Raw genomic sequence first — 22,557 nt, forward strand, 5'->3', positions numbered from 1 at the left:
TTACTTTTCCTCCTTCTTGCCGCGTATCAGCGCTTCGGGGTGCTGCTCGAGGTAGTCCCCGAGCACCCGCAGCGACTGCGCCGCGCGGGAGACCTCGCGCATGGTGTCGCGCAGGTCGACCTGCATCGGGGCGTCCGCGGAGAGGACCTGGGTGGCCCCTCCCAGCGTGCCTCTCGCGTCGGTGAGTGTCTTCCTGAGGTCTTCGAGGGTGGTCCTTGCCTCGCTCAGCACCGACTTCGCCTCCGGCACCAGGGAACGGTCCATGTTCTTCAGCAACTGGTCCGCGCTCTTCAGTGTGTCGTCCAGGGAGCGCAGGGTGTGCCCGGCGTCCCCGGCCAATTTCTCGAGCGGCAGCTTCTCTATCTTCTGGACGATCTCGATCAGGTTCTTTTGCAGCTTCTCCATCGAACCGGGGACGGTGGGGAAGCGCGGCGGAGCAGTATTCCAGTCGATCTTGGCCGGGCGGGCGCCGGGAACGAAATCGAGGGCGACGTAGAGCTGCCCGGTAAGAAGGCTTCCGCTCTTGATCTGGGCGCGGAAACCGTGAGCCACCAAATCGTCGAGGAGCCTGCGCGTCTCCCCGCTGCCGGGAGCGGGAAGTTTCCCTGCCTCGCCCGGGTGCAGGTGGGAGAGCAGATGCTCGGGATAGAACTGGATCTCCACCGTGACCGAGAAGTCGGAGCGGGAGCGATCGAGTGCAACGTCGATGTTACTGACCTCACCCACGGTCACCCCGCGCAGGTCCACCGGCGCCCCTACCGCCAGCCCCCGCACCGACTCGCGGAACCGGAGCGCGAACTTCTCGGAAACCGCCGAGTTTTTCAGCGCCTCGTCGTGGGTGTCGTAGAGGGTGTAGGCGGTATTGGGCGGAGCCGACTGTGTTTCGTGCGCGTTGGGACGCTGCTCGAAGGAAATCCCCCCCAACAAAACGGCGAGCATCGATTCCGTGTTCAGCTTCACCCCTCCTGGGGAGACGGTGAGGTCAACGCCGCTGGCATGCCAGAAGAAGGTGCCGGTGGTGACGAAGTGGTCGTAGGGAGCGCGGATGAAAACACGGACAGATACCCCCTTGCCGTCGCTGTCGAGGTCGGTGGCGATGACCTGCCCCACCTGCATGCGCCTGAAGAAGACCGGGGATCCTGTATAGAGCGAACCGACGTCGTCGGTGTGCAGCACGAACTGGCGTCCCGGAACGTCCATGGAGACCGCCGGCGGTGACTCAAGTCCCACGAACTGGTCGCGCGGCTGGGTCGACGCGCCCGCCTCGACGCCGATGTACGACCCTCCCAAGAGCGTGGTCAGGCCGGTGACGTTGCCGCCGGAGATGCGGGCGCGCACCACCCAGAAACGGGTGTCCTTGACCATGAGCACCTTGGCGTCCTTGGTGACCTCGGCGGTCACCACGACATGGGAGCGGTCATCGGAGATGGCGATGGATTTCACCTCGCCGATCATGACGTCCTTGTACTTAAGCTTGGTCTTGCCGGACTCCAGCCCCTCGCCGGTCTTGAAGGAGATGGTAATGGTCTCGCCGCGGTCGATCCAGGCCTTGGCGGCAATGGAAAGACCGATGACGGCGGCCACGATGGGGATGATCCAGACCAGTTGGATGGAGAAGCGGCGTCTGGGTTCGCTGACGGCTTCCGGCACGTCCTGCATCTCGTCTTGTCTGTCAGTCATGAAACTCCTCTTTCTGCAGCGGGTCCCAGATCAGGCGCGGGTCGAACTCCATGGTGGCGAACATGGTGAGCACCACCACGGCGCCGAAGGCAACCGCTGCGGGGCCTGCCTTCACCGTGGCCATGGAACCAAGTTGCACCAGCGCGGCCAGCAGGGTCACTACGTAGATGTCGAGCATGGACCACCGCCCTACCGCCTCCACCAGCCGGAACAGGCGGGTGCGCTGGCGCGGATTCCAGGTCGAGCGCCGCTGCACGGAAATGAGCAGCAGGGTCAGTGAAAACAGTTTCAAAAGCGGGATCGCCACGCTCGCTATGAAAACGATGACGGCGATCATCCAGGAGCCGGTCTTCCACAGGTGCACCACGCCGCTGACGATGGTGTCCTTGCGGTAGGTGATCAGGGAACCGGTCTCCATCATCACCAGTGCGTTGGCCGGGATGTAGAGGATGTACGAGGCGATGATGAGTGCCCAGCAGCGCTGCACGCTTCCCGGCTTACGAAAATGGAGCCTAGCGCCGCAGCGCGGGCAGTGGGCGACCGGCGTCCCCTCGACGCGCCGCGACACGAGCTGGCAGACATGGCAGGAGCACAGCCCGCGGGCCGCCGCGATGGGGGCTGGGGCGGTCACGACGACACCTGATCTTTCCACTTGGCGTCCAGCTGCGCCCATACGTCGCGCGCGTTGAAGGAGGCAGCCGCGGCGGCGAGGAGCAGGGTGAGGACGGCGAAGGACCAAAGCGCCATGCCGGGAATGACGCGAAAGTTGTTGGTGAGCTTCACCAGCGACACCAGCACCCCCAGCATGAGTACCTCCACCATGCCCCAAGGCTCCAGCACCTGGAGCATGCGCATGAAAAGAGGGTAGCTCGGCGGCACCTTGCCCAGCTTGAGCGGCAACAAGAGGTAGGTGATAGAGATCAGTTCCACGGCGGGGGCAGCAATCGCGGTGAGGAAGACGAGCAGCGAGATGCTCTTCATGTGCTGGTCCCACAGGGAAAGAACCGCCTCGAAAAGGGTGATGGCGCTGCGGTCGCCCTGCACCTCGATGCTGAAAATGGGGAACAGGTTGGCGCCCAGAAAGACCATGGCCGCGGCCAGGGTGTAGGCGAGGGTGCGATCGACGCTGTCGGTGGCGTTACGGTACAATACGGCGCCGCAGCGCGGACAACTGGCATAGCAGCCCGGATTCAACTGTATGTCGCGCTGCAAGAGGTCACAGTCGTGGCAGGCGATGAGTTGTGCGGTTCGCTCAGTCATCAGGAGAAGAGCTCCCAAGCTTCAAAGGGGACGTCAGAGGGGGACAGGCACCTGGCGGAGCCAGTCCCCCTTTAGTCAATGACAGAGGAAAAGATACCACATTGCGGGCTGAAAACTGAATCAGCCGCTCAGGAAGTCTCCCAAGCGGCTGATTGAAATGGTCGGTGCGACTGGATTCGAACCAGCGACCACTAGACCCCCAGTCTAGTGCGCTACCAGGCTGCGCTACGCACCGATTAAACCTGATAATTACAACTGATCCCTCAAACTGGTCAGTTCCAGCTTCACTTCGTGAAGGAGCGCCGCGAGCGCTTCACCGGAAAGGTCGGTTTTTCGGTACTTTTTCTTACCCTCCAGACGCTGTCTTGCCCCCTCTATAGTGAGCTTTTCCGCGTACAGGAGTTCTTTGATCTGAGCGAGCAACTCTACGTCCTTCCTGGTGTAGAGCCTCTGGCCGCTGCTGCTTTTCTTGGGTGCCAGCGAGGAAAACTCAGTTTCCCAGAAGCGCAAGACCGAGGTGGGGAGTCCCGTCAGGGCGGAAACCTCGCCTATCCTCAGGTAGTGCTTGTCCGGGATCCCGGTAATCATGGCTACTGGCTGTTGATCGCGCTCTTGAGAACCTGGCTCGGCTTGAAGGTGAGGATCTTACGAGCCACGATGGTGATCTCCTCGCCGGTCTGCGGGTTCCTGCCACGACGATCGGACTTCTCTTTCACAACAAAGTTGCCGAACCCGGCAATCTTGATTTTATCGCCGTCTTCAAGAGTGGTTTTAATGAGGTCGAAGACCGTCTCAACGAGTTCGGCGGATTCTTTTTTGGAGAAACCGACCTTCTCATAAATTTTTTCTACGATGTCCGCTTTGGTCATAATCCCCTCAACAGGTGAAACATTTCAGTGTGTTCTCAACAGCGGCTTAATCTAATACCATAGCGTTTTCGATTTCGCAACCGTTTTTATCTGAACGAAACATTTAATTTTTTCTGCAGCGCATCGATAACCCTCTGGTGCAGACGGGTCACTTCGTCGTCGGTCAGGGTCCTTTCCTTGGAGCCGTAACGGACGCGAATGGCGACACTCTTTTCATGAGACGCGATGTTGCCACCCATGTAAAGGTCGAAGATTTCCACCCCTTCCAGCTCCGGCGCCTTGACGCCGTTGACGCAGGAAATCACGTCGGCGACGGGGAGTTCCCTCGGGAGCAGCATGGCGATATCCCGGAAGGTGGAGGGGAAGCGCGAAGGGACCTGGGCGGCGCCCTGCTTCTTGCGGCAGGCGAGCAGCGCCTCGAAGTTCAGTTCCAGGTAATACAGCGGCGTCGCGATGCCGTAGTTTTCCTGCACCGTGGGATGCAGCTCCCCCAGGGAGCCGAGCACCTTTTTGCCGGAGAGGATGCGGCAGGCCTTGCCCGGATGGTAGTACGGGTCGAGATCCTCGGCGCTGAAGTTCACGCCCCCCACGTTCAGTTCGGAAAGGAGGTTCTCGGCGATCCCTTTCACGTCGAAGAAGTCGATCTCGTCCTTGCCCTGGTTCCACCCTTCCAGATCGCGCTTGCCGGTGAGGAGCGCGGAAATGTAGAGCGGCTCCTGCGGCAGTTCCTCCCCTTCCACGGGGAGGTAGATGCGGCGCATCTCGAAGATGCGCAGGTTGAGCGTGCGGAAGCTCACGTTCTTGACGGCCGTATCCAAAAGGCCGGGAAGCATGGTGGTGCGCATCACCGAGAGTTCGTCGGAGATCGGGTTCAGGAGCACCATGCCGTTACTGCGCAGGTCTTCCTGCGGCAGCAGGATCTTCTCGCAGGAAGAAGGCGCCACGAAGCTGTAGTTGATCACCTCGTTGAGCCCGTGGGCTACCAGGAGGTCTTTCACCTTGGCGGCGAGGCGCTGGTCATCGGAGGGAAGATCGGAGAAGACTGAGGCCTGCGGCAGGGTTGCCGGAACCTTGTCGAAGCCGTTCAGGCGCACCACTTCCTCGACCAGGTCGATCTCGCGCTCCAGGTCGACCCTGAACAGCGGGACCTTGACCTGGAACACACCGGCTTCGGTCTGGGTGACTTCAAATTCCAGGCGGCGGAAGATGTCCTCAACCTCAGTCGCACTGAGCGCGAGGCCGGAAACCGCGTTGATGCGCGCGAGGCGCGCCGTGATGACCCGGGGCTCAACCGGCGCCGGGTAGACGTCGATGACACCCTTGGCCACCTTGCCACCGGAAAGTTCGGCGATCAGCTGCGCTGCGCGGTCCAGGGCGCGGGTAAGGCCCGCGATGTCGGCGCCGCGCTCGAAGCGGTGCGACGACTCGGTGTGGATGCCCAGACGCTTGGAGGTCTTGCGGATGGCGGAAGGGTTAAAGTAGGCACTCTCCAGGAGCACCTCCGTGGTCCCCTCCCCTATCTCGGAGTTGCCGCCCCCCATGATGCCGGCCAGCGCCACGGCCTTCGCGCCGTCGCGGATGGTGAGGTCGGTAACGGTGAGTTCGCGCTCCTGACCGTCCAGGGTGCCGAACTTCTCGCCCTCCCCTGCCGCGGCGACCACGATCTTGCCGCCGGAAAGGAGCTTGAAGTCGAAGGCGTGCAGCGGGTGCCCGTACTCGAGCAGCACGTAGTTGGTCACGTCGACGATGTTGTTGATGGCGCGGATGCCGGCGGCCATGAGCCGGTTGGCGAGCCAGGCGGGAGAATCCGCCAAGGTGCAGCCGGTGATATGGCGCGCGGTGTAGCGCGGGCAGAGCTCGGGAGCGAGGATCTCGACGCTGGCGATCCCCCCGATGGGGGCGCCGGTCTCGTTGACGTCGAGGCCCGGGTAGTGCACCTTCTTGCCCAGCTTGGCGGCAACTTCACGGGCGATGCCCACGACACTCAGGCAGTCGGCGCGGTTCGGGGTGAGCCCGATCTCGAAGATGACGTCCTTGGTGCCGAGCGCGTCGAAAAGGGGCGTGCCGATCTGGAAATCCTCGGGGAGGATCATGATGCCGGAGGACTCGGCCGAGAGCGCGAGTTCCTTCTCGGAGCAGAGCATGCCGCAGGACTCTTCGCCGCGGATCTTGGAGCGCTTGATCTTGAAGTCGCCGGGGAGGGTCGCGCCGATCTGGGCCAGGGCGACCTTGTCGCCGGCCTTGAAGTTCTGCGCGCCGCAGACCACGTCGAGGATCTCCTTGCCGTTGTCCACCTTGCACAGCGAGAGCTTGTCGGCGTTGGGGTGCTGGTTTTTCTCCACCACCTGGGCCACCACCACGTCGTCCATGCCGCCGCCCACCTCTTCCATCCTTTCGACCTCGAGGCCGAGCATGGTGAGCAGGTGCGACAGTTCCGCAGCCGGGAGGTCGCAATCGACGAATTCCTTGATCCAGTTATAGGTAACTATCATAGCGATTCCTTCAAGTCGTAAATCTACAGGGATAAAGGGGATAAAAGGGATAAAGGCAGAACCGTCATACCGGGGCAAAACCGGCCTTGGTTTTACCCCCTGTATCCCTTTTATCCCTGTTCAATGCCTTTTAGAACTGCTTCAAGAACCTGAGGTCGTTCTCGAAGAGCAGCCGCATGTCGGCGATGCCGTACTTGAGCATCGCGATCCTCTCGATCCCCATGCCGAAGGCGAACCCGGTGTACTGCTCGGAGTCGTAGCCTACGTGGCGGTAGACCTCGGGGTCGACCATGCCGGAGCCTAAGATCTCGAGCCACCCGGTCTCCTTGCAGACCCGGCACCCCTTGCCGCGGCAGATGACGCAGGCAATGTCGACCTCCGCGGAGGGCTCGGTGAACGGGAAGAAGGAGGGACGCAGCCGGACGCCGATGTCCTTGCCGAAGAGTTGGCTGATGAACAGGGTCAGGATCCCCTTCAGGTCGGCGAAGGTGATCCCCTTGTCGACCATGAGCCCCTCGATCTGGTGGAACATCGGGGAGTGGGTGGCGTCGGAGTCGCAGCGGTACACGGTGCCGGGGGCGATGATGCGCACCGGCGGCGGCTGCTTCAGCATGGTGCGGATCTGCACCGGGGAGGTGTGGGTCCGCAAGAGCACGCTCTCGCCGAAGTAGAAGGTGTCCTGCATGTCGCGCGCGGGGTGATCCTTGGGGAGATTCAGCGCCTCGAAGTTGTAGAAGTCGAGCTCGATCTCGGGGCCTTCGGCGACGGCGAAGCCGAGCGCGGCGAAGATGGAGCAGATCTCCTCGGTCACCAGGGTGATCGGGTGCTTGGAGCCCAGGGGGCGCTTGCGGCCCGGCAGCGTCACGTCGATCTTCTCGGCGGCGAGTCGCTGCGCCTTGACGGCGCCGCGGATATCGGCGGTGCGCGCATCCAGGGTCTCCTCGAGTTTGGCCTTGACGGTGTTCACCACCTGGCCCACCAGGGGACGCTCCTCGGCGGAAAGGGCACCGAGCCCCTTCATCAGGCCGGTGACGGCGCCCTTCTTGCCCAGGTACTTGACCCGCAGTTCCTGCAGCCCCTCTTCAGTGGAGGCCTGACCCAGCTCAGAGAGTGCCTCTTGTAAAAGTGCTTCCAGTTGTTCCTTCATTGCAATCGCCCTATTACGGATAAAAAAAAGAAATGGGACATCGCTATCCCATTTCTTTTCATGCCCGCGGTATGTATTAAAATTTTGCTTTGGCTGCGGCCGCGATAGCTGCGAAACCGTTCGGGTCGGAAACGGCCAGGTCGGCCATCACTTTCCTGTCGATCTCTACGTTGGCGAGCTTGAGACCGTGGATCAGTTTGCTGTAGGAGAGGCCGTTGATCCTCGCCGCTGCGTTGATCCTGGTGATCCAGAGAGCCCTGAAGTCCCTCTTTTTCACCCTTCTGTCCCTGAACGCGTAGTTCAGTGCGCGATCCACCGCTTCGGTGGCGCTCCTGAACAATTTGCTCCTTGCGCCGCGGTAACCCTTGGCAAGCTTCAATACCTTGTTTCTTCTCTGTCTCGCTTTAAAACCGCGCTTTACTCTTGGCATACGAACTCCTTCTGGTTTTTAAATTAGCCGGATCCGCAAGGGGAGACGTTTCCTCACGGTTCTCGGACTTCGGTAAACCGGGGCTAGGGGCCGGCGCTGGGGGGCTGGTAAAAATCGCACATTCCCGGCGCGGCCTGGTCCTACCCTGGTTAGTGATGCTATAAAGTCTCCGGTTCTAGTTTCCGGTCTCTAGGCTTGGCTAGCCCCTAGTCCCTAGACCCTAGTCCCTCGTTACTTGTAGGGGATGAGGCAGCAGATGTTCTTGTGGTCGGAAGCTGCGACGATGCCGCCTTTGCGGAGGTTGCGCTTGGTCTTCCTGGTTTTGGAGGTCAGGATGTGGCTGGTGAAGGCGTGAGCCATCTTGATTTTGCCTGTGCCGGTCTTGCTGAAACGCTTGGCGGCGCCCCTATGGGTCTTCATTTTAGGCATTGTTTTACTACTCCTTTGTTGGTGGTGTTTATTTTTTTACTTTGGGGGCGACAATCATGAACATGCTGCGCCCTTCCATCTTCTGCCGCACCTCGACGATGCCGATGTCGGCAAGCTCAGCAGCGACTTTTTCCAATGCGGCCATGCCGAGTTCCTGGTGCGTGATTTCGCGCCCGCGGAAAACGACGGTGATCTTCGCCTTGTTCCCTTCTTCCAGGAAGCGACGTACGTGCTTCACCTTGAATTCGAGGTCATGCGTATCGGTCTTGGGACGAAGCTTAACCTCTTTGAGCTCGACCTGTACCTGTTTCTTCTTTGCCTCAGCAAGCTTCTTGGCCTGCTGATATTTGAACTTGCCGTAATCCATGATACGGCAGACAGGGGGAGCGGCTGTCGGCGAAACCTCTACCAGATCCAGTTGCAGACTCTCAGCCAACGCCAGAGCCTCGCGAAGCGGAAGAATACCAAGCTGCTCACTATCGGCACCTACTACCCTTACCTCTTTGGCCCTGATGGTCTGATTGATGTTGACTGTAGGTTTAGCTATGACGCCACCTCCTATTTGTAGGTTTTGACTTCGTTCTCTATGAATGCGATGAACTGTTCGGGTGTCATCGCGTCTAGGTTCTTGCCGTCGCGGAAGCGCGGAGCGAGCAGGCCGCCTTCGACCTCCTTGTCACCCACCACCAGCATGTACGGTATCTTCTGCAGCTGTGCCTCGCGAATCTTGAAGCCCAGCTTCTCGTTTCTGAAATCCTTCTGTACCCTGACGCCCGCCGCGCGCAACTTGTCGAACGCAGCCTGTGCGTAAGGGATCTGGTTGTCGGTAACCGTAAGAACGGTCGCCTGAACCGGTGCCAGCCAAGTCGGGAAGTTTCCGGCGAAGTGCTCGATGAGGACACCGATAAAGCGCTCGATGGCGCCCAGGATGACCCGGTGCACCATGACGGGGCGCTTTTTCTCACCGTCAGCGTCCACGTAGGTGAGGTCGAAACGTTCCGGAAGGGTAAAATCGCACTGGATAGTAGCACATTGCCATCTTCTGTCAAGTGCGTCGCGCAGTTTGATGTCGATCTTGGGACCGTAGAAGGCGCCGTCCCCCTCGTTGATCTCGTAGGGGCGGCCGGAATCCTTGAGCGCGTTCAGGAGCGCGGCGGTCGCCAGCTCCCAGGCATCGTCGGAACCGATCGACTTCTCGGGACGGGTGGAAAGTTCCATCTCGAACTCGAAGCCGAAGATCCCCATCACCTCGGTGACGAACTGGATGACGCCCTTGATTTCGGCGTCGAGCTGGTCCGGGGTGCACAGGATGTGCGCGTCGTCCTGGGTAAAGCCGCGCACGCGCAGGAGGCCATGCAGCACCCCTGCCCGCTCGTGGCGGTGTACGGTGCCCAGCTCGAAGTAGCGTAGCGGCAGGTCGCGGTAGGAACGAAGCTGCGAGCGGTAGATCATCATGTGGGCCAGGCAGTTCATCGGCTTGACGCCGTAGCCCTGCTCGTCCACGGTGGTGAAGTACATGTTCTCGCGGTAGTTCTCGTAGTGGCCGGAACGCTGCCAAAGCTCGGTCTTCAGGATCTGGGGACCGAGGACGATGTCGTAGCCGCGCTTCAAGTGCTCTTTGCGCTCGAAGTCCTCGAGGATGGTGCGCAGCATGGCCCCTTTCGGATGCCAGATGACCAGGCCCGCGCCGACTTCGTCATTGAACGAGAAGAGGTCGAGTTCCTTGCCGAGCTTTCTGTGGTCGCGCTTCTTGGCTTCCTCGATGCGCTCCAGGTAGGCGTCGAGCTCCTTCTTGTCGGCGAAGGCGGTGCCGTAGACGCGCTGCAGCATGGGGCGCTTCTCGTCACCGCGCCAGTAGGCGCCGGCGATAGAGGTGAGCTTGAACGCCTTGCAGAAGGAGGTCTTGGGAAGGTGCGGGCCGCGGCAGAGGTCGGCGAAGTCGCCCTGGGTGTACAGGGAGACCCGGTCGGCGCCAAGGTCCTCGATCAGTTCGACCTTGTAGTCCTCACCCATCTTCTTGAACAGCTCGATCGCCTGGGCGCTGGTGAGCTCGGAGCGCTCGATCTTCAGGTCGGCCTTGGCGAGCTCGCGCATCTTGGCCTCGATCTTCTCGAGGTCCTCGGGGGTGAAGGGATGATCGACGTCGAAGTCGTAGTAGAAACCGGTCTCGATGGCGGGGCCGATGGTCACCTTGGCCTGCGGGAACAAAGCTTTCACCGCCTGCGCCATGAGGTGCGAGGTGGAGTGCCTGATGATCTCCAGGGCCTCGGGGCTCTTCTCGGTGATGATCTCCACCTTGGCGCCGTCGGCGAGCTTAGTGTTGAGATCGACCAGGTTGCCGTCGATCTTGCCGGCGATGGCAGCCTTGGCGAGACCCGCTCCAATGGAAGCGGCCAGATCGAAGATGGAGGAGCCTGCAGGCAAGGGCCTTTGGGAACCGTCCGGGAGCGTGACCTTAATCTCGTTCATGCAAGACCCCTTTTGAAAAAACTGGTGACAAAACAGAAAGAGGCATCGAAACTCGATGCCTCCGTCGAACCTCGTACTGAAGGTCTCTTTTGATTGGTAGGCGCGGGCGGTTTCGAACCGCCGACCCCTAGCGTGTCGAGCTAGTGCTCTACCCCTGAGCTACGCGCCTGTTTTTGTTGCTGCTTCGTGGAACTCGGACTTTGTACCAATTCGCCATTTTAAAGTCAAGGCTTTTTGTTTGTCACCCATGAATTTTTCTCATTGGACGTTTGCCGTGTCGCGATCACCTTCCCTAAGCATCTGAATTAGCGTCCGAGCCACTTCCGATGGATCGGCATCGATGCAGGATGTTTCGTGGGCACAGGGCGGGATGGTGCCCCACCTGGCGCAGGGAGCACAGGAAAGCGACGAGGCGAAGACGCGGTGACCATCCCCCTTGGGCGCCCATTTCACGGCATCGCTCGGGCCGAAGAGCGACAAGGTCGCCGTGCCGAGGCCGGCGGCGATGTGCAAGAGGCCCGAGTCGCCGGTGAGCAGGACTTTCGCGGCTGCGATCACTGCGGCGCTTTCGGCAAGGCTCGTCTGCCCCGCCAAGTTTATGGCCCCGGTCGCCCGTGCGATGGCGTCGGCGACGTCCTCGTCCTCTTTGCCGCCTACCACCACGGTCGCGTGTCCCGCCAGTGCGACGGAGGCCGCCACCTGGCGAAAGCGCGCCCCCCCCCATTCTTTGCGCGGCACGCTGGCGCCGGGAAAGATGGCCGCGAAAGGCTGGTCGCCCAGGCGGGCCAAAAAGCGTGCGGCGGTCTCCCGCGCGGCATCCGGCAGTTCCAAAAACGGCACCGGGAGCTCGGCCGGCGCATCGATGCCCAGGGGAGCCAGCAGCCGGAAGAAGGAAAAGGGCTCGTATTCCTGCATGTCGTAGGGAACGGCATCGGTGAAGAGCCGCTGGCGCTCGTTGGTGGCGAAGCCGATGGAGCGGCGGGCGCGCACCAGGCGGGAGACCAGCGCGGAAAGCCGGTACCACTGCTCGGTGTCGATGACGAGGTCGTAGCGGTTCTTAAATACCGCGCGCAACTCCCCCGGCTCGTCGTAGCGATGCACCGCGTTCAGCCCGGCGCAAAACTGGAAGGCGGCAGCGTTTCTGCGCTCGGCCAGGATGTCGATACGGCACGCGGGATAGGCGGCCTGGAGGGCGCGCAGCGCAGGGATGAGCAGGACCGCGTCGCCGATGCCGCCGGGGCGGATGATCAAAGCGGAACGAGGCGCTTGTGCCGGGGCGGACTTTTTCCGGCGCGGAAGAAGACGGACAAGGAGCGGACCAGCAAGTGAGTCGAGACGTTTCAGATCTTTGGCCTGCAAGGCAAGCCTCCCGTGGAAAGTTATTTCCGGCGGCACACGCTGCCGGCGAGCATATCTATTACCAAAAAGTGTGGGGTGTTTGCAATGGCGGGTGAAGCCCCCCTCCCAACCTCCCCCCTCCGGGGGGAGGAGTTAAAGGACTGGGTGAGGACGGAGAGGAGGACAAGTTTAAGGGAAATGATGGGCGCTACGTCCCCTCCCCCGGAGGGGGAGGGACAGGGAGCGGTAATATTACCGCCCGGGAAGCTCCAGCTCCTTCATCTTCCTATAGAGAGTATTGCGCGCGATGCCGAGGGCCTTGGCGGCTTCGGTGATGTTGCCGTCGTACTGGGCCAGCGCCTCCTTGATGGTCTCGGCCTCGGAATCCTTCAAGGCGTTGAGCGGCGGGACGATCTTCTTCCTGCGCATCACGGCCAGCAGGTTGGACTGGGCCTGGCGCAGGGAGGTGAGCATCCTGGTCAACTCGTCGGCACCAAGCCGGTCCAGACAGTCGCAGCTGCTACACTGCTCGACAAGGTCCACCCCCGCCGGGGCCGAGTCGGCGTCGCCGGGACGCGGTACGGACTGGGCGGCGGAACGAACCGGTGCCGAGGGTCCGGCCAGGAAGGTGCCCCCCAGGTGCTCGGGAAGGATGGTGTCGCCGTTACAGATCACCACCGCGCGCCGCATCACGTTGGCCAGTTCCCGGATGTTGCCCGGCCAGGAGTACCCCTGCATCAGGCGCACGCTCGCGGGGGAAAGCCTCAGCTCCCGGTTCAACTGCTGCACGAAGTGCTCGGCCAGAAGCGGTATGTCCTCCTTGCGCTCGGCGAGGGTCGGGATCTCCAGGCGCACCACGTTCAGCCGATAAAAAAGGTCCTCACGGAAGGTCTTCTCCTTGATCGCCTGCTCCAGGTCGACGTTGGTGGCGGCGATCACCCTGACGTCGGTCTTGATGGGACGCTCCCCCCCTACCCTCATGAACTCGCCGGTTTCCAGCACCCGCAACAGCTTCACCTGGATCTGCGGCGTGGCGTCCCCGATCTCGTCCAGAAGGAGCGTACCGTTGTTGGCGAGTTCGAAGATGCCGCGACGGGTCTGGTTGGCGCCGGTGAAAGCACCCTTCTCGTGGCCAAAGAGTTCGCTCTCCAACAGGTTCTCAGGCAGCGCGCCGCAGTTGACCGGGATGAAGGGCTGGCCGGCCCGGGCGGAGGCGGCATGGATGAAGCGCGCCAGTACTTCCTTGCCGGTGCCGGTTTTACCCTGAATGAGGACGGAAATGTCCTTGCCGGCCACCTTGTAGGCCAGGGACACCATCCGCTTCATGGGAGGAGAGACGCCGACCCGGAAACCGACCCCTTGGGCCACCTCGGCCCACTCGTCAGCGGCGGCGAGCCCCCTGCCGTGCACGGCGCCCGCCCCTGCGGCCCGCTCGATCATCTGCTCGATCTGGTCGATGTCGTCGAAGGGCTTCTCCAGGTACTCGTAGGCGCCCAACTGCATGGCGGTGACCGCGGTCTTGACCGTCGAGTAACCGGTCATGATGATCACCTCGCAGGAGGGCTGCCGCGACTTGATGATCTCCAGGAGCGTGATGCCGTCGGTGTCCGGGAGCTTCAGGTCGACCAATGCGACACTGAAATGCCCCCCCTCCAGCGCTGCCAGCGCCTCGGGCTCGTTGGCGGCGGTGACCACCTGGTACCCCTTGCGGGTCAGCAGGCGGCGGAAAAAGGTGCACACGTCCCTCTCGTCATCAATTATCAATATTTGCATTTGCGATTCTGTCACGGCCTGCTCCCACCTTCGTCGTTGCTTTCATCTACCGGCAGTACGAGGCTGAAACAGCTCCCCTGCCCCAAGGTGCTCTCCACCTCGATGTTGCCGTGGTGCGATTCGGCGATGCCCAGGCTGACCGAGAGACCGAGACCGGTCCCCTTGCTGGCTTCCTTACTGGTGTAAAACGGGGTGAATATCTTGGATACGTTCTCGGGTGCTATGCCGATGCCGTTGTCGCTGACGCTCAGCACGGCCCAGCGCCTTTTGCCGTCCACCCGCAGCGAGGTGGCGACCTCGATCACCTTCTCCTTGCCGTCCCCCTCGGTGAGCGCATCCCGCGCGTTGATCAGGAAGTTGGTCAGCACCTGCTGGATCTGCGGGCCGTTGGCGTTGATCTTGGGGAGATCTCGGTCGAAGTGTTCGAATATCGCGATCTGGCTGCGGTTGATCTGGTACTGGATCATGTCCAGCACCCGCTCCGCCTCGACGTTCAGGTCCACCGGCGTGAAAGGGGCCTGATCCTGGCGCGAGAAGGTAAGCAGGTTCTGGATGATGCGCTTGCAGCGCAGGCCGCAGTTGATGATGTCGGAGAGCGCCTCGCCGTGCTCGGAATCCTCATCCCCCTGCAGGTCGCGGGCAAGCATCTGCGCGGTCCCGATGATCACGGTCATGGGACTGTTCAGCTCGTGGGCCACCCCGGCCGCCATCACGCCGAGCGCCACCATCTTGGCCGACTGCACCAGTTGCGCCTCCATCTTCAGCTTCTTGGTGACGTCCTTCATGATGATGGTGACGGCGGCGAGCTGCTTTTCCTCGTTGAACACGGGGTAGTAGGAAAGGTCCAGGAACTCCCCCTCGGGGGTGTGCCACTGCTGGAACACCGGCTTCCCGGTCTCCTTGATCTCCTGGATCGGGCAGTTCTGACAGGGCTCGGTCCCGCCCCTTAGCTTGGCGAAGCACTTGTTGCTGACGGCCTGGTTGAAGGCGTCGCTCATCCCGGGAGGGAGCTGGCCGTTGTGCAGCAGCACGTTGTAGTCGGTGTCGATCAGGAAGATGGGATCGGTCACGGCACGGAAGGTCGCTTCCCACTCTTTCTTGGCGCGGGAGACCTGCTTGTACAGCCGCGCGTTCTGCATGCTGATGGCGAGCTGGTCGGCCAGATGCTGTACGAAATTCAATTCGGCGCGGGCGTAGGCGGCGTCGATGGTGCTGCCCAAAAGTAGCAGGCCGGTCACCGAGGAGCGTTCGAACAACGGGGCCGCGGCCAATGAGCGCAAGGGCTCGACGTGCTTTTTGGTCACCTGGGCAAGGCACAGCGGATCGAGCATCGGGTTATAGCTGGTGGCGCCCTTGTCCCGGAAGGCGTTCCAGAGGATGGACTGCTTGGGGATGTAACCGAGGTCGGTGAAGTCGCGCGGGGCCATGGCGATCAGCTTCAGCTTTCCCTCGCTGAGCTTGGCCAGCGCCAGGAAGTCGCAGGGCAGCGCCTCGGGGAGCCTGCGGAATGCCCTCTCGATGATGTCTCCGATGGACATGTCGATGTTGATGTCGCGGGTCAGCTGCTGCAGTATCTCCAGACGGCTGTTTTGTTTCAGCACGTCCTGGTTCCTCTTCTTGAGCTCGACGTAATAGTTGAGCTTGGAGGAATCGACACCGGTCAGCTGTTCGAGGAGTTTGCCCCTGTTTTTCACGGCACTTCCTTTAGCGGCTGCTGGCCTACATGGCATTGCGATAGATCTGCTCGATCTGCTCGCGGGTGGCGTAGCGCGGGTTGGTAACCAGGCAGGCGTCCTTGGTCGCGTTCTCGCTCAAAAGCGGGATGAATTCCTCCTTGAGCCCGAGTTCGGAGAGCCCCTTGGCAAGTCCTATGTCCTCGATCAGTCGCTGCACCGCGTCGATGGAACGCTCGGCCGCGGCGGAAAGCTCCAACCCGGTCACGTCTTCCCCCATGGCGACCGCGATGTCACGGAAACGCTCGGGACAGGCCTGCAGGTTGAAGCGCATCACGTGCGGCAAAATGGAGGCGTTGGTCTCGCCGTGGTGCTGGTCGAGCAGGCCGTCTACCTGGTGGGTCATGGCGTGGGCGGCCCCGAGGATGGCGTTGGAGAAAGCCAGCCCGGCGGTCAGGCTCGCCATGGCCATATTGGTGTTGGCCTCCATGTCGCTGCGCTCGGAGACGGCGCGCCTGAGGTTGCAGGAGATGAGCTGGATCGCCTTCAGGGCGTGGATGTCGGTGAGCGGCGTGGCGGCGAGCGACACGTAGGATTCGATGCCGTGGGTCAGGGCGTCGACCCCGGTGGCGGCGGCCAGCTTGGCGTCCTTGGTCTTAAGTAGTTCCGGGTCGACAATGGCGATATCCGGAATGAGGGAACGGGAGATGATGGACATCTTGAGTTTGCGGTCGGTGTCCACGATGATGGTGAACTGGCTCACCTCGGACCCGGCCCCCGCTGTGGAGGGAACGATGACCATGGGGGGAAGCGGGGTGGATATCTTGTTGATCCCCTCGTAATCCTTGAGGCGTCCGCCGTTGGAGGCGATGGTGGCGATGGCCTTGGCCACGTCGGTGGGGCTCCCCCCCCCTACCGAGACGATACCGTCGCAGCCGGAGACGAGGTACTTGGCAGCGCCCTCGGTGACCTCGCAGTCCTTCGGGTTCGTGGTGAGGCTGGAGAAGATGACCGTATCCAGTCCGACAGCACGAAGGTACTCCACCGCGATGTCAACCCACCCCGCCGAAATGACGTCGTTGTCGCTGACCAGGAAGACCTTGGAGACGCCGAGGCGAACGACACTTTCCCCGATCTGGCTCAACGAACCCCGGCCGAAGATGATTTCCGGTGCTACGAACTTGCTGATTTCCATTTCCCTGTGACTCCTGAAACTGGCGGTTCTGAACGGGCGACGGCTGCGCCTGCAGATAACGTATACACAGGCAAGATCGATACCAAAGCGGGGCGGAAACGGTCTCACCGCGCCAGAATCTTTAATGAGGAAAGCGGGTAAACATTTGAATACGAAACAATGAGACACTTTTTTATCGTAGGCGAAAAAAAGGCGACTCGATTTGGAACACTCTGGCGCCACGGCGCCTGACAATGTCACTATATCTAACAAGTGTCATGTTTTGGAACATAAAAATGTCCAATATTGTGACAGCGGGTTGCCTGCTGCGGGAGAACGGCTCTGGAGGCGGGGTGGCTAAAGCCTCGTGGAAAAGGGAAGTTGCGCGGGCGGACCGACGGGGCGGCGTGTTCCGATGCAGCACAGGGCAGAGATATTCTATTCAGCTGTAAACGGGGGGGACAAGCACACTTGACCACGGACAATGGCCAATGGCAAAACGGAAACGGAGGTCAGATCTTGGGTTTGATTTTCAGGTGGGGCTTGAACTCCCAGGGAGGCTGAGGGTTTGCCTGAGTCCAGAGACCGTTGTGCTTGGCTCGCGCCATCCGCTCCGTTACCATGTATTGCGGGTGATCGGCCCTGCTGAGAAGCCTCCGGTAGGCCCAGGCCCAGCCGTCGTAGAGCATTTCGAGGTTGATGTTGCGGCCATCCAGGTAGACTACGGCAACGGCAACCTGGGTGGGCTCGGTCTTGAAGACCAGTGTTTCGCGGATCTCGATGCGCACGACCTGGTGCAGCACCTTGAGGGACAGGGCGCGAAAGGCGTCTTCCGCAAAGGGTTGTCCCTGCTTGTACCAACCGGTGAACTTGTCGATCTTGGCGGTCTGGGGAGCGGCGATGCCGTAGAGCCGAACCGGTATCTCGGTGCCGTAGGAATTAACGGTCATACGATCGCCCTCGCTGACTCCGACCACCAGGCCTTCTATGATGTGAGCCTCATGATGGGGATCGTTCTGGGCCCGGGCCGGCGCTACCAAAAGGAGCAGGCACGACCAGAACACCAATAAACAGCCGGCTTTATTCAACAACAGCCCCCTTCCACCATCACAACCGGTTGATTTGCAAATGCGTGCGTCATGTTAGCAAAAGAGACCAGGCAAAGCAATGCTCAATAGCGCGCCTGTTGCGCAGGGAGCGGAGGAAGAAGCTTGATCAGCAACTGGTAGGCAAGTATTTCGATGGAAACGATGCCGACAGCGATCATCACTTCGGCAAAAGAAGGGAAGTAGTGCCAGCCGTTGCCGGGGTTGAATCCAATCAGGTAGACGTTGAACCGGTACAACCCACCCCCTAGAAGCATGACCACAGCGGCGAGAAACAGGCGGCGCGGCGAGTGCTTGGTGCGGACGCAGAAAAAGGGGATGGCACCGATGCCCATGAGGAAGCACTCGGCCAGAAAGAAGATGGAATAAAAATCCCCGTGGAAAACGGCCGGGACCTGATCCCGGCGCATGACGTCGCCGATGCGGATCACGAGCCAGGCCATGGTGAGCCAGGGGATGACCCGGCCGACCGCGGCGAGCTGGGCGTTGTAGAAGCCGCGGTCGAGCACGAACGAAGAGAGTATGGAAACGAAGATGACGATGGCATAGCCGAAGTAGATGCAATTGATCAGGAACAGCAGGGGGAGAAAGGGGCTGTGCCAAAGCGGATGCAGCTTGGTGGAGGCGATCAGCATCAGCGAGCCGAGCGCGGACTGGTGTATGGTGGGCAGGATGATTCCCGCCACCGCGGAGCAGATCAGGACCCGGTTGATGATGGTCACGAGCCTGGACGAGGCGACCGGCTTGCTCACCTCCCCTGCCGATTGCCAGGCGACCAGCCCCCGGCGCAGCAGGGAGTTGAGCGCCAGGGTACGCAGCGAGGTGGGCATGCCGCGCCCCATCAGGACGAGCAGGTTGGGAAGGTATTCCAGGCTCAGAGCGACCAGGTAGCCGAAGAGGCAGAGCACCAGCTCGAAAAACGCCGAGTTGGGCTGCCAGCTGGTGGCGGAGAGGAGCCCGTGGGCGTTCCAGGGCCTGCCGATCTCCACCACGATGGAGGAGGCCGCCAGGAAGGAGCCGAACAGGCTGGTGAGGATGGCCGATTTGACCAGGGTGTGGTAGTGGCCGCGATTGATTATGTAGCTCAGGAGGGCGACCGTGTAGCCGCCGCAGGAGACGGCGGTGCCGATGGCGACGTCGTAGGCGACCCAGATGCCCCAGGGGTAGCCGTCGCTTAGGTTGGAGACGGCGCCGATCCCCTTGGTGAACCGGACCACGGTGAAGAAGATGCCGACAAGGGACAGCAAAGACAGGACGAAAAACGATTTCGTGAAGATGCTCTCGTTGCCGCGGCCGCGTGTACTGTTACCGATCATCTCTGTCCCTGGCGCCTTACGCTGATGAAGCGTCGCAAGTGTAAGGGGTGGGAGGGGCAACTGTCAACAGTTGCGTATACCGGCAGCAAGAGATTCAGATCCCCCTGGCCTGTCCCTCGCCAAGGTTCTTCCAGGAATTCCGGTGACGGCTATCCGCTCTCCACGAAGCGAAGCACGAGAACGAAGGCCCTCCCCTTTGCGAAGGGGAGACAGAGGGGGATTTGCCTTGGGGTGGATATGTAGTCACCTGCCAACGATCCATAAAGGTCTGCTCGTGAACCTGCGTCCTCCCCTTTGCAAAGGGGAGACAGAGGGGATTTGCCTTGGGATGGACCATGCAGTCGTTGAAGATGACGATTCGGCAAACTACAAGCTGCTGGCTCCTCTGGGAGCGGCTTGGGTTCAGGAAGAGATGGGGCTGGTTTACGGCAAACAGCAAATCCCCCCTGTCCCCCCTTTGCAAAAGGGGGGGACTTAGGGCCACCATACGACTAGCGGTCAACATTCCCCCTGCCCGAAATCGTCCACAAGGGACAAAAAAAAGCCCCGGGCGAACCCGGGGCAAGGTACAGACGTGAGGTTGTGGCGGTTATGCTTCTTCGAAGAGCGCGGTGGAGAGGTAACGCTCGGCGAGATCCGGGAGGATGACGACGATGGTCTTGCCGGCAAACTCATCGAGGTTGGCGAGGCGCACGGCGGCTGCCACGGCGGCGCCGCTCGAAATCCCAACCAGGAGTCCTTCTTCTTTGGTCAGACGCTTGGCAAACTCGAGTGCCTCGTTGCTGTCGACCTGCTCTACGCGGTCGACAAGGGAAAGATCAAGGGTTTCCGGGATGAACCCGGCACCGATACCCTGAATCTTGTGCGGGCCGGGCTTGAGTTCCTGGCCGGCAAGCTTCTGGGTGATCACCGGGCTTTCCTTGGGCTCGACGGCAACGGCGACAACAGCTTTGCCCTTGGTGTGCTTTAGGTAGCGCGCGATGCCGGAGATGGTGCCGCCGGTACCGACACCGGAAACGATGACGTCGACAGCCCCGTCGGTATCAGCCCAGATCTCGGGACCAGTGGTCTTTTCGTGGATCGCCGGGTTAGCAGGATTCTTGAACTGCTGCGGCAGGAAATAGCGCGCCGGATCGGAAGCGGCGATCTCCTCGGCCTTGGCAACGGCACCTTTCATACCTGCGGAACCAGGGGTGAGTATCAGGTTGGCGCCCAGAGCGGCCAGCACCCTGCGGCGCTCGATGCTCATGGTCTCCGGCATGGTCAGGGTCAGCTTGTAGCCCCTCGCGGCGGCGACATAGGCGAGAGCGATGCCGGTGTTGCCGCTGGTCGGCTCGACGATCTCCACCCCGGGTTTTAACACGCCACGCTCCTCGGCGTCCCAAATCATGTTGGCGCCGATACGGCACTTCACCGAGTAGGCAGGGTTGCGCCCTTCAACCTTGGCGAGGACAGTGGCCTTGGCCCCCTTGGTCACATGGTTCAGCCGCACCAACGGTGTGTTGCCAATGGATTGGGAGTTATCTTGGTAGATACGGGACATGGTGATTGTTCTCCTTTCGGGTGGTTGACCTGTTGGCAGCGCCAACTTTAACAACTGTGAAATCGTCGACAATCTCTCAGCGTTTTGGTAATTTTTATATTTAACCTGCAACATTGTCAACTATTTTATTTTGATACTTGATCCACATGATGTGTTTTGTCGATTCCAAGACGATGAACGTCCTCTCAAACCATTTTATCCGCCCGCTGCAAACAGAAGCAGATCCGGCCGCAACGCCATTAACATTCTCGCATGAATCCGTCAATTATCCCCTCGTAGCAGGCAGTACTGCACCAGACTTGCACGGTAAACAACACCACTCAACGCACTGACAGATCTTTCTTTTGCCCAGCATGCGCGTCCCCTCTATGCACCGGTAAAAGGCATGGCATCTGGCAGATAAAATACGTTGGCTGTAACAAGAACCGCCCACCAGAAACAACACTGCACAACTATGACAATTCCTATTTAGTTCTTGACAAAACGACTTTTAAAAATTACTCTCCCCCGCAGTTATGATGCGGGGAAAGTACCGGCATATGCCGGTCGCCGTTTAACGGCAAACGGAGGGGATGTGGCAGAGGCGGGACAAGAACTCAGATTCGACACGAAACTCATCCATGGCGGGACCGCGCCCGGTCCTTTCGGAGCCACCAAGACTCCCGTAGTCCAGTCCTCGGCCTTCGCCTATCAAACCGCTGAGGAACTGGAGGACATCTTTAAAGGAAGAGCGGTCGGACAGGTCTACACCAGGATCGGGAACCCTACCCTGGAGGGGCTGGAGAAACGACTGGCGGTGATTGAGGACGGCATCGCCGCAGTGATCACCTCCTCAGGCATGTCCGCCATTACCACCGCGGTTATGGCCGTGGTGCGAAACGGCGACGAGATTCTCTCCTCGTCTTCGCTCTTCGGCGGCACCTACTCACTGTTCCACGACACCTTGGACAACTACGGCATCAAGACCTGTTTCTTCGATCCCACGGACCTCGCGGCCCTGGAAGCCGGGATCAGCGAGAGCACACGCCTCATCTTCGTGGAGACCATCGGCAACCCGAAGATGGACGTCCCCGACATCGCGGCCTTTTCGGCGATTGCCAAAAAACACGGCATCCCGCTCATGGTCGATGCCACCGTTTCCACGCCATACCTGGCTCGCATGCGCGACCTGGGCGCGGACATCATCATCCATTCGACCAGTAAGTATATAAACGGAACGGCCAACTCCATCGGCGGCGCGATCATCGACGCGGGGAACTTCGACTGGCGCAGCGATAAGTTCCCCCACTTCGAGCAGTTTCACCGCAAGTATCGCAACTTCGCGTTCACGGCCCGCGTCAGGAAGCTGATCCACAAGGATTTTGGGGCCTGCGCAGCGCCGCTCAACGCCTTCCTGTCCGGAGAGGGGCTGGAGACGCTTGCCCTCAGGATGGAGCGCCACTGCTCCAACGCCCTCGTGCTGGCGAGGTTTCTTAAGGAACACCCGAAGGTCGCCTGGGTCAACTACCCGGGGCTGTCGGATTCCCCGTTCCACGAGGTCGCCGGGCGCCAGTTCGGCGGCCGCTTCGGCGGGCTGCTCACCTTCGGGCTGGCCGACAAGCCCGCGGCCTTCCGGCTGATCAACGCTCTCAGGCTCGCCAAGAACCTGGCCAACATCGGCGACACCAAAACCCTGGTGATCCACCCCGCCAGCACCATCTGCGCCGACTACACCCTCGAGGTGAAGGCACTCATGGGGGTGAGCGAGGAACTGGTCCGGGTCTCGGTGGGGATCGAGGATCCGGCTGACATCGTTGAAGACTTCCGTGCCGCGCTGGAAGGGGTTTAAAGACTGTTTTTTACCAGGCATCTATGCTAC

The 22,557-nt window shown here is 60.9% G+C and carries 19 protein-coding genes and 2 tRNA genes; 1 reads left to right on the top strand and 20 read right to left on the bottom strand.

The window, feature by feature from the left end:
* The 20 genes from JFN90_RS02680 to cysK all read right to left on the bottom strand — a co-directional run bounded on the left by JFN90_RS02680 (position 1) and on the right by cysK (position 20,699).
* Complete coding sequence (locus tag JFN90_RS02680) at positions 1-1,680, bottom strand: PqiB family protein (RefSeq protein WP_199393566.1); 1,680 nt, start codon at positions 1,678-1,680, stop codon at positions 1-3.
* On the bottom strand, positions 1,673-2,311 hold the full coding sequence (locus tag JFN90_RS02685) for a paraquat-inducible protein A (protein WP_199393567.1): 639 nt from the start codon (positions 2,309-2,311) through the stop codon (positions 1,673-1,675). The genes JFN90_RS02680 and JFN90_RS02685 overlap by 8 nt, the downstream gene beginning before the upstream one ends.
* Positions 2,308-2,940 (bottom strand): paraquat-inducible protein A, encoded by a 633-nt coding sequence (locus JFN90_RS02690; protein WP_199393568.1) that lies wholly within the window; start codon positions 2,938-2,940, stop codon positions 2,308-2,310. The genes JFN90_RS02685 and JFN90_RS02690 overlap by 4 nt, the downstream gene beginning before the upstream one ends.
* Positions 2,941-3,098: 158 nt before the next feature.
* Positions 3,099-3,175: transfer RNA gene (locus tag JFN90_RS02695), tRNA-Pro, on the bottom strand.
* 14 nt (positions 3,176-3,189) lie between these two features.
* The gene (locus JFN90_RS02700) at positions 3,190-3,528 is read right to left on the bottom strand and encodes a MerR family transcriptional regulator (RefSeq protein ID WP_199393569.1); all 339 of its coding nucleotides are present in this window, start codon (positions 3,526-3,528) and stop codon (positions 3,190-3,192) included.
* Between the two features lie 2 nt (positions 3,529-3,530).
* A complete protein-coding gene (locus JFN90_RS02705; protein WP_199393570.1) occupies positions 3,531-3,809 on the bottom strand; it encodes an integration host factor subunit alpha in 279 nt (92 codons plus the stop codon).
* A gap of 86 nt (positions 3,810-3,895) precedes the next feature.
* Positions 3,896-6,301: a phenylalanine--tRNA ligase subunit beta gene (gene pheT / locus JFN90_RS02710; RefSeq protein ID WP_199393571.1), complete on the bottom strand. Its 2,406-nt coding sequence runs from the start codon at positions 6,299-6,301 to the stop codon at positions 3,896-3,898.
* Positions 6,302-6,431: 130 nt separating this feature from the next.
* Positions 6,432-7,448 (bottom strand): phenylalanine--tRNA ligase subunit alpha, encoded by a 1,017-nt coding sequence (gene pheS, locus JFN90_RS02715; protein ID WP_199393572.1) that lies wholly within the window; start codon positions 7,446-7,448, stop codon positions 6,432-6,434.
* 76 nt (positions 7,449-7,524) lie between these two features.
* Positions 7,525-7,878, bottom strand: coding sequence for a 50S ribosomal protein L20 (gene rplT / locus JFN90_RS02720; protein WP_012530425.1), 354 nt, complete (start codon positions 7,876-7,878; stop codon positions 7,525-7,527).
* Positions 7,879-8,109: 231 nt separating this feature from the next.
* Positions 8,110-8,307 carry a 50S ribosomal protein L35 gene (gene rpmI / locus JFN90_RS02725; protein WP_015720526.1) on the bottom strand — a complete coding sequence of 66 codons (198 nt, stop codon included), beginning with the start codon at positions 8,305-8,307 and terminating at the stop codon, positions 8,110-8,112.
* 28 nt (positions 8,308-8,335) lie between these two features.
* Positions 8,336-8,854 (bottom strand): translation initiation factor IF-3, encoded by a 519-nt coding sequence (gene infC / locus JFN90_RS02730; protein ID WP_199393928.1) that lies wholly within the window; start codon positions 8,852-8,854, stop codon positions 8,336-8,338.
* Between the two features lie 11 nt (positions 8,855-8,865).
* On the bottom strand, positions 8,866-10,776 hold the full coding sequence (gene thrS / locus JFN90_RS02735) for a threonine--tRNA ligase (protein ID WP_199393573.1): 1,911 nt from the start codon (positions 10,774-10,776) through the stop codon (positions 8,866-8,868).
* A gap of 94 nt (positions 10,777-10,870) precedes the next feature.
* Positions 10,871-10,945, bottom strand: a tRNA-Val gene (locus tag JFN90_RS02740).
* A gap of 89 nt (positions 10,946-11,034) precedes the next feature.
* Positions 11,035-12,135 carry a glycosyltransferase family 9 protein gene (locus JFN90_RS02745; protein ID WP_199393574.1) on the bottom strand — a complete coding sequence of 367 codons (1,101 nt, stop codon included), beginning with the start codon at positions 12,133-12,135 and terminating at the stop codon, positions 11,035-11,037.
* Positions 12,136-12,366: 231 nt separating this feature from the next.
* Positions 12,367-13,887, bottom strand: a complete 1,521-nt coding sequence (locus tag JFN90_RS02750; RefSeq protein WP_215906667.1) for a sigma-54-dependent transcriptional regulator — start codon at positions 13,885-13,887, stop codon at positions 12,367-12,369.
* Positions 13,888-13,898: 11 nt separating this feature from the next.
* Complete coding sequence (locus tag JFN90_RS02755; protein WP_199393576.1) at positions 13,899-15,581, bottom strand: ATP-binding protein; 1,683 nt, start codon at positions 15,579-15,581, stop codon at positions 13,899-13,901.
* Positions 15,582-15,606: 25 nt separating this feature from the next.
* Positions 15,607-16,755 carry an iron-containing alcohol dehydrogenase gene (locus JFN90_RS02760; RefSeq protein WP_199393577.1) on the bottom strand — a complete coding sequence of 383 codons (1,149 nt, stop codon included), beginning with the start codon at positions 16,753-16,755 and terminating at the stop codon, positions 15,607-15,609.
* A 491-nt stretch (positions 16,756-17,246) separates the two neighbouring features.
* Positions 17,247-17,822, bottom strand: a complete 576-nt coding sequence (locus tag JFN90_RS02765) for a thermonuclease family protein (protein ID WP_236018833.1) — start codon at positions 17,820-17,822, stop codon at positions 17,247-17,249.
* Between the two features lie 83 nt (positions 17,823-17,905).
* Positions 17,906-19,156 carry a Ni/Fe-hydrogenase cytochrome b subunit gene (gene hybB, locus JFN90_RS02770; protein WP_199393579.1) on the bottom strand — a complete coding sequence of 417 codons (1,251 nt, stop codon included), beginning with the start codon at positions 19,154-19,156 and terminating at the stop codon, positions 17,906-17,908.
* Positions 19,157-19,745: 589 nt separating this feature from the next.
* Positions 19,746-20,699 (bottom strand): cysteine synthase A, encoded by a 954-nt coding sequence (cysK, locus tag JFN90_RS02775; RefSeq protein WP_199393580.1) that lies wholly within the window; start codon positions 20,697-20,699, stop codon positions 19,746-19,748.
* Positions 20,700-21,273: 574 nt separating this feature from the next.
* On the opposite strand from cysK, the gene JFN90_RS02780 reads away from it, so the two are divergent.
* Complete coding sequence (locus tag JFN90_RS02780; RefSeq protein WP_199393581.1) at positions 21,274-22,527, top strand: O-acetylhomoserine aminocarboxypropyltransferase/cysteine synthase family protein; 1,254 nt, start codon at positions 21,274-21,276, stop codon at positions 22,525-22,527.
* Positions 22,528-22,557: the final 30 nt, after the last annotated feature.

The sequence above is a fragment of the Geomonas propionica genome, from assembly GCF_016458235.1.
GTDB lineage: Bacteria > Desulfobacterota > Desulfuromonadia > Geobacterales > Geobacteraceae > Geomonas > Geomonas propionica.

What these genes read in the sequence shown, in the direction of transcription:
- JFN90_RS02750 (WP_215906667.1), bottom strand. Translation starts at nt 13,887, where the DNA reads ATGCAAATATTGATAATTGATGACGAGAGGGACGTGTGCACCTTTTTC.
- JFN90_RS02760 (WP_199393577.1), bottom strand. Translation starts at nt 16,755, where the DNA reads ATGGAAATCAGCAAGTTCGTAGCACCGGAAATCATCTTCGGCCGGGGT.
- JFN90_RS02680 (WP_199393566.1), bottom strand. Translation starts at nt 1,680, where the DNA reads ATGACTGACAGACAAGACGAGATGCAGGACGTGCCGGAAGCCGTCAGC.
- thrS (WP_199393573.1), bottom strand. Translation starts at nt 10,776, where the DNA reads ATGAACGAGATTAAGGTCACGCTCCCGGACGGTTCCCAAAGGCCCTTG.
- hybB (WP_199393579.1), bottom strand. Translation starts at nt 19,156, where the DNA reads ATGATCGGTAACAGTACACGCGGCCGCGGCAACGAGAGCATCTTCACG.
- rpmI (WP_015720526.1), bottom strand. Translation starts at nt 8,307, where the DNA reads ATGCCTAAAATGAAGACCCATAGGGGCGCCGCCAAGCGTTTCAGCAAG.
- cysK (WP_199393580.1), bottom strand. Translation starts at nt 20,699, where the DNA reads ATGTCCCGTATCTACCAAGATAACTCCCAATCCATTGGCAACACACCG.
- JFN90_RS02700 (WP_199393569.1), bottom strand. Translation starts at nt 3,528, where the DNA reads ATGATTACCGGGATCCCGGACAAGCACTACCTGAGGATAGGCGAGGTT.
- pheS (WP_199393572.1), bottom strand. Translation starts at nt 7,448, where the DNA reads ATGAAGGAACAACTGGAAGCACTTTTACAAGAGGCACTCTCTGAGCTG.
- rplT (WP_012530425.1), bottom strand. Translation starts at nt 7,878, where the DNA reads ATGCCAAGAGTAAAGCGCGGTTTTAAAGCGAGACAGAGAAGAAACAAG.
- JFN90_RS02705 (WP_199393570.1), bottom strand. Translation starts at nt 3,809, where the DNA reads ATGACCAAAGCGGACATCGTAGAAAAAATTTATGAGAAGGTCGGTTTC.
- JFN90_RS02690 (WP_199393568.1), bottom strand. Translation starts at nt 2,940, where the DNA reads ATGACTGAGCGAACCGCACAACTCATCGCCTGCCACGACTGTGACCTC.
- pheT (WP_199393571.1), bottom strand. Translation starts at nt 6,301, where the DNA reads ATGATAGTTACCTATAACTGGATCAAGGAATTCGTCGATTGCGACCTC.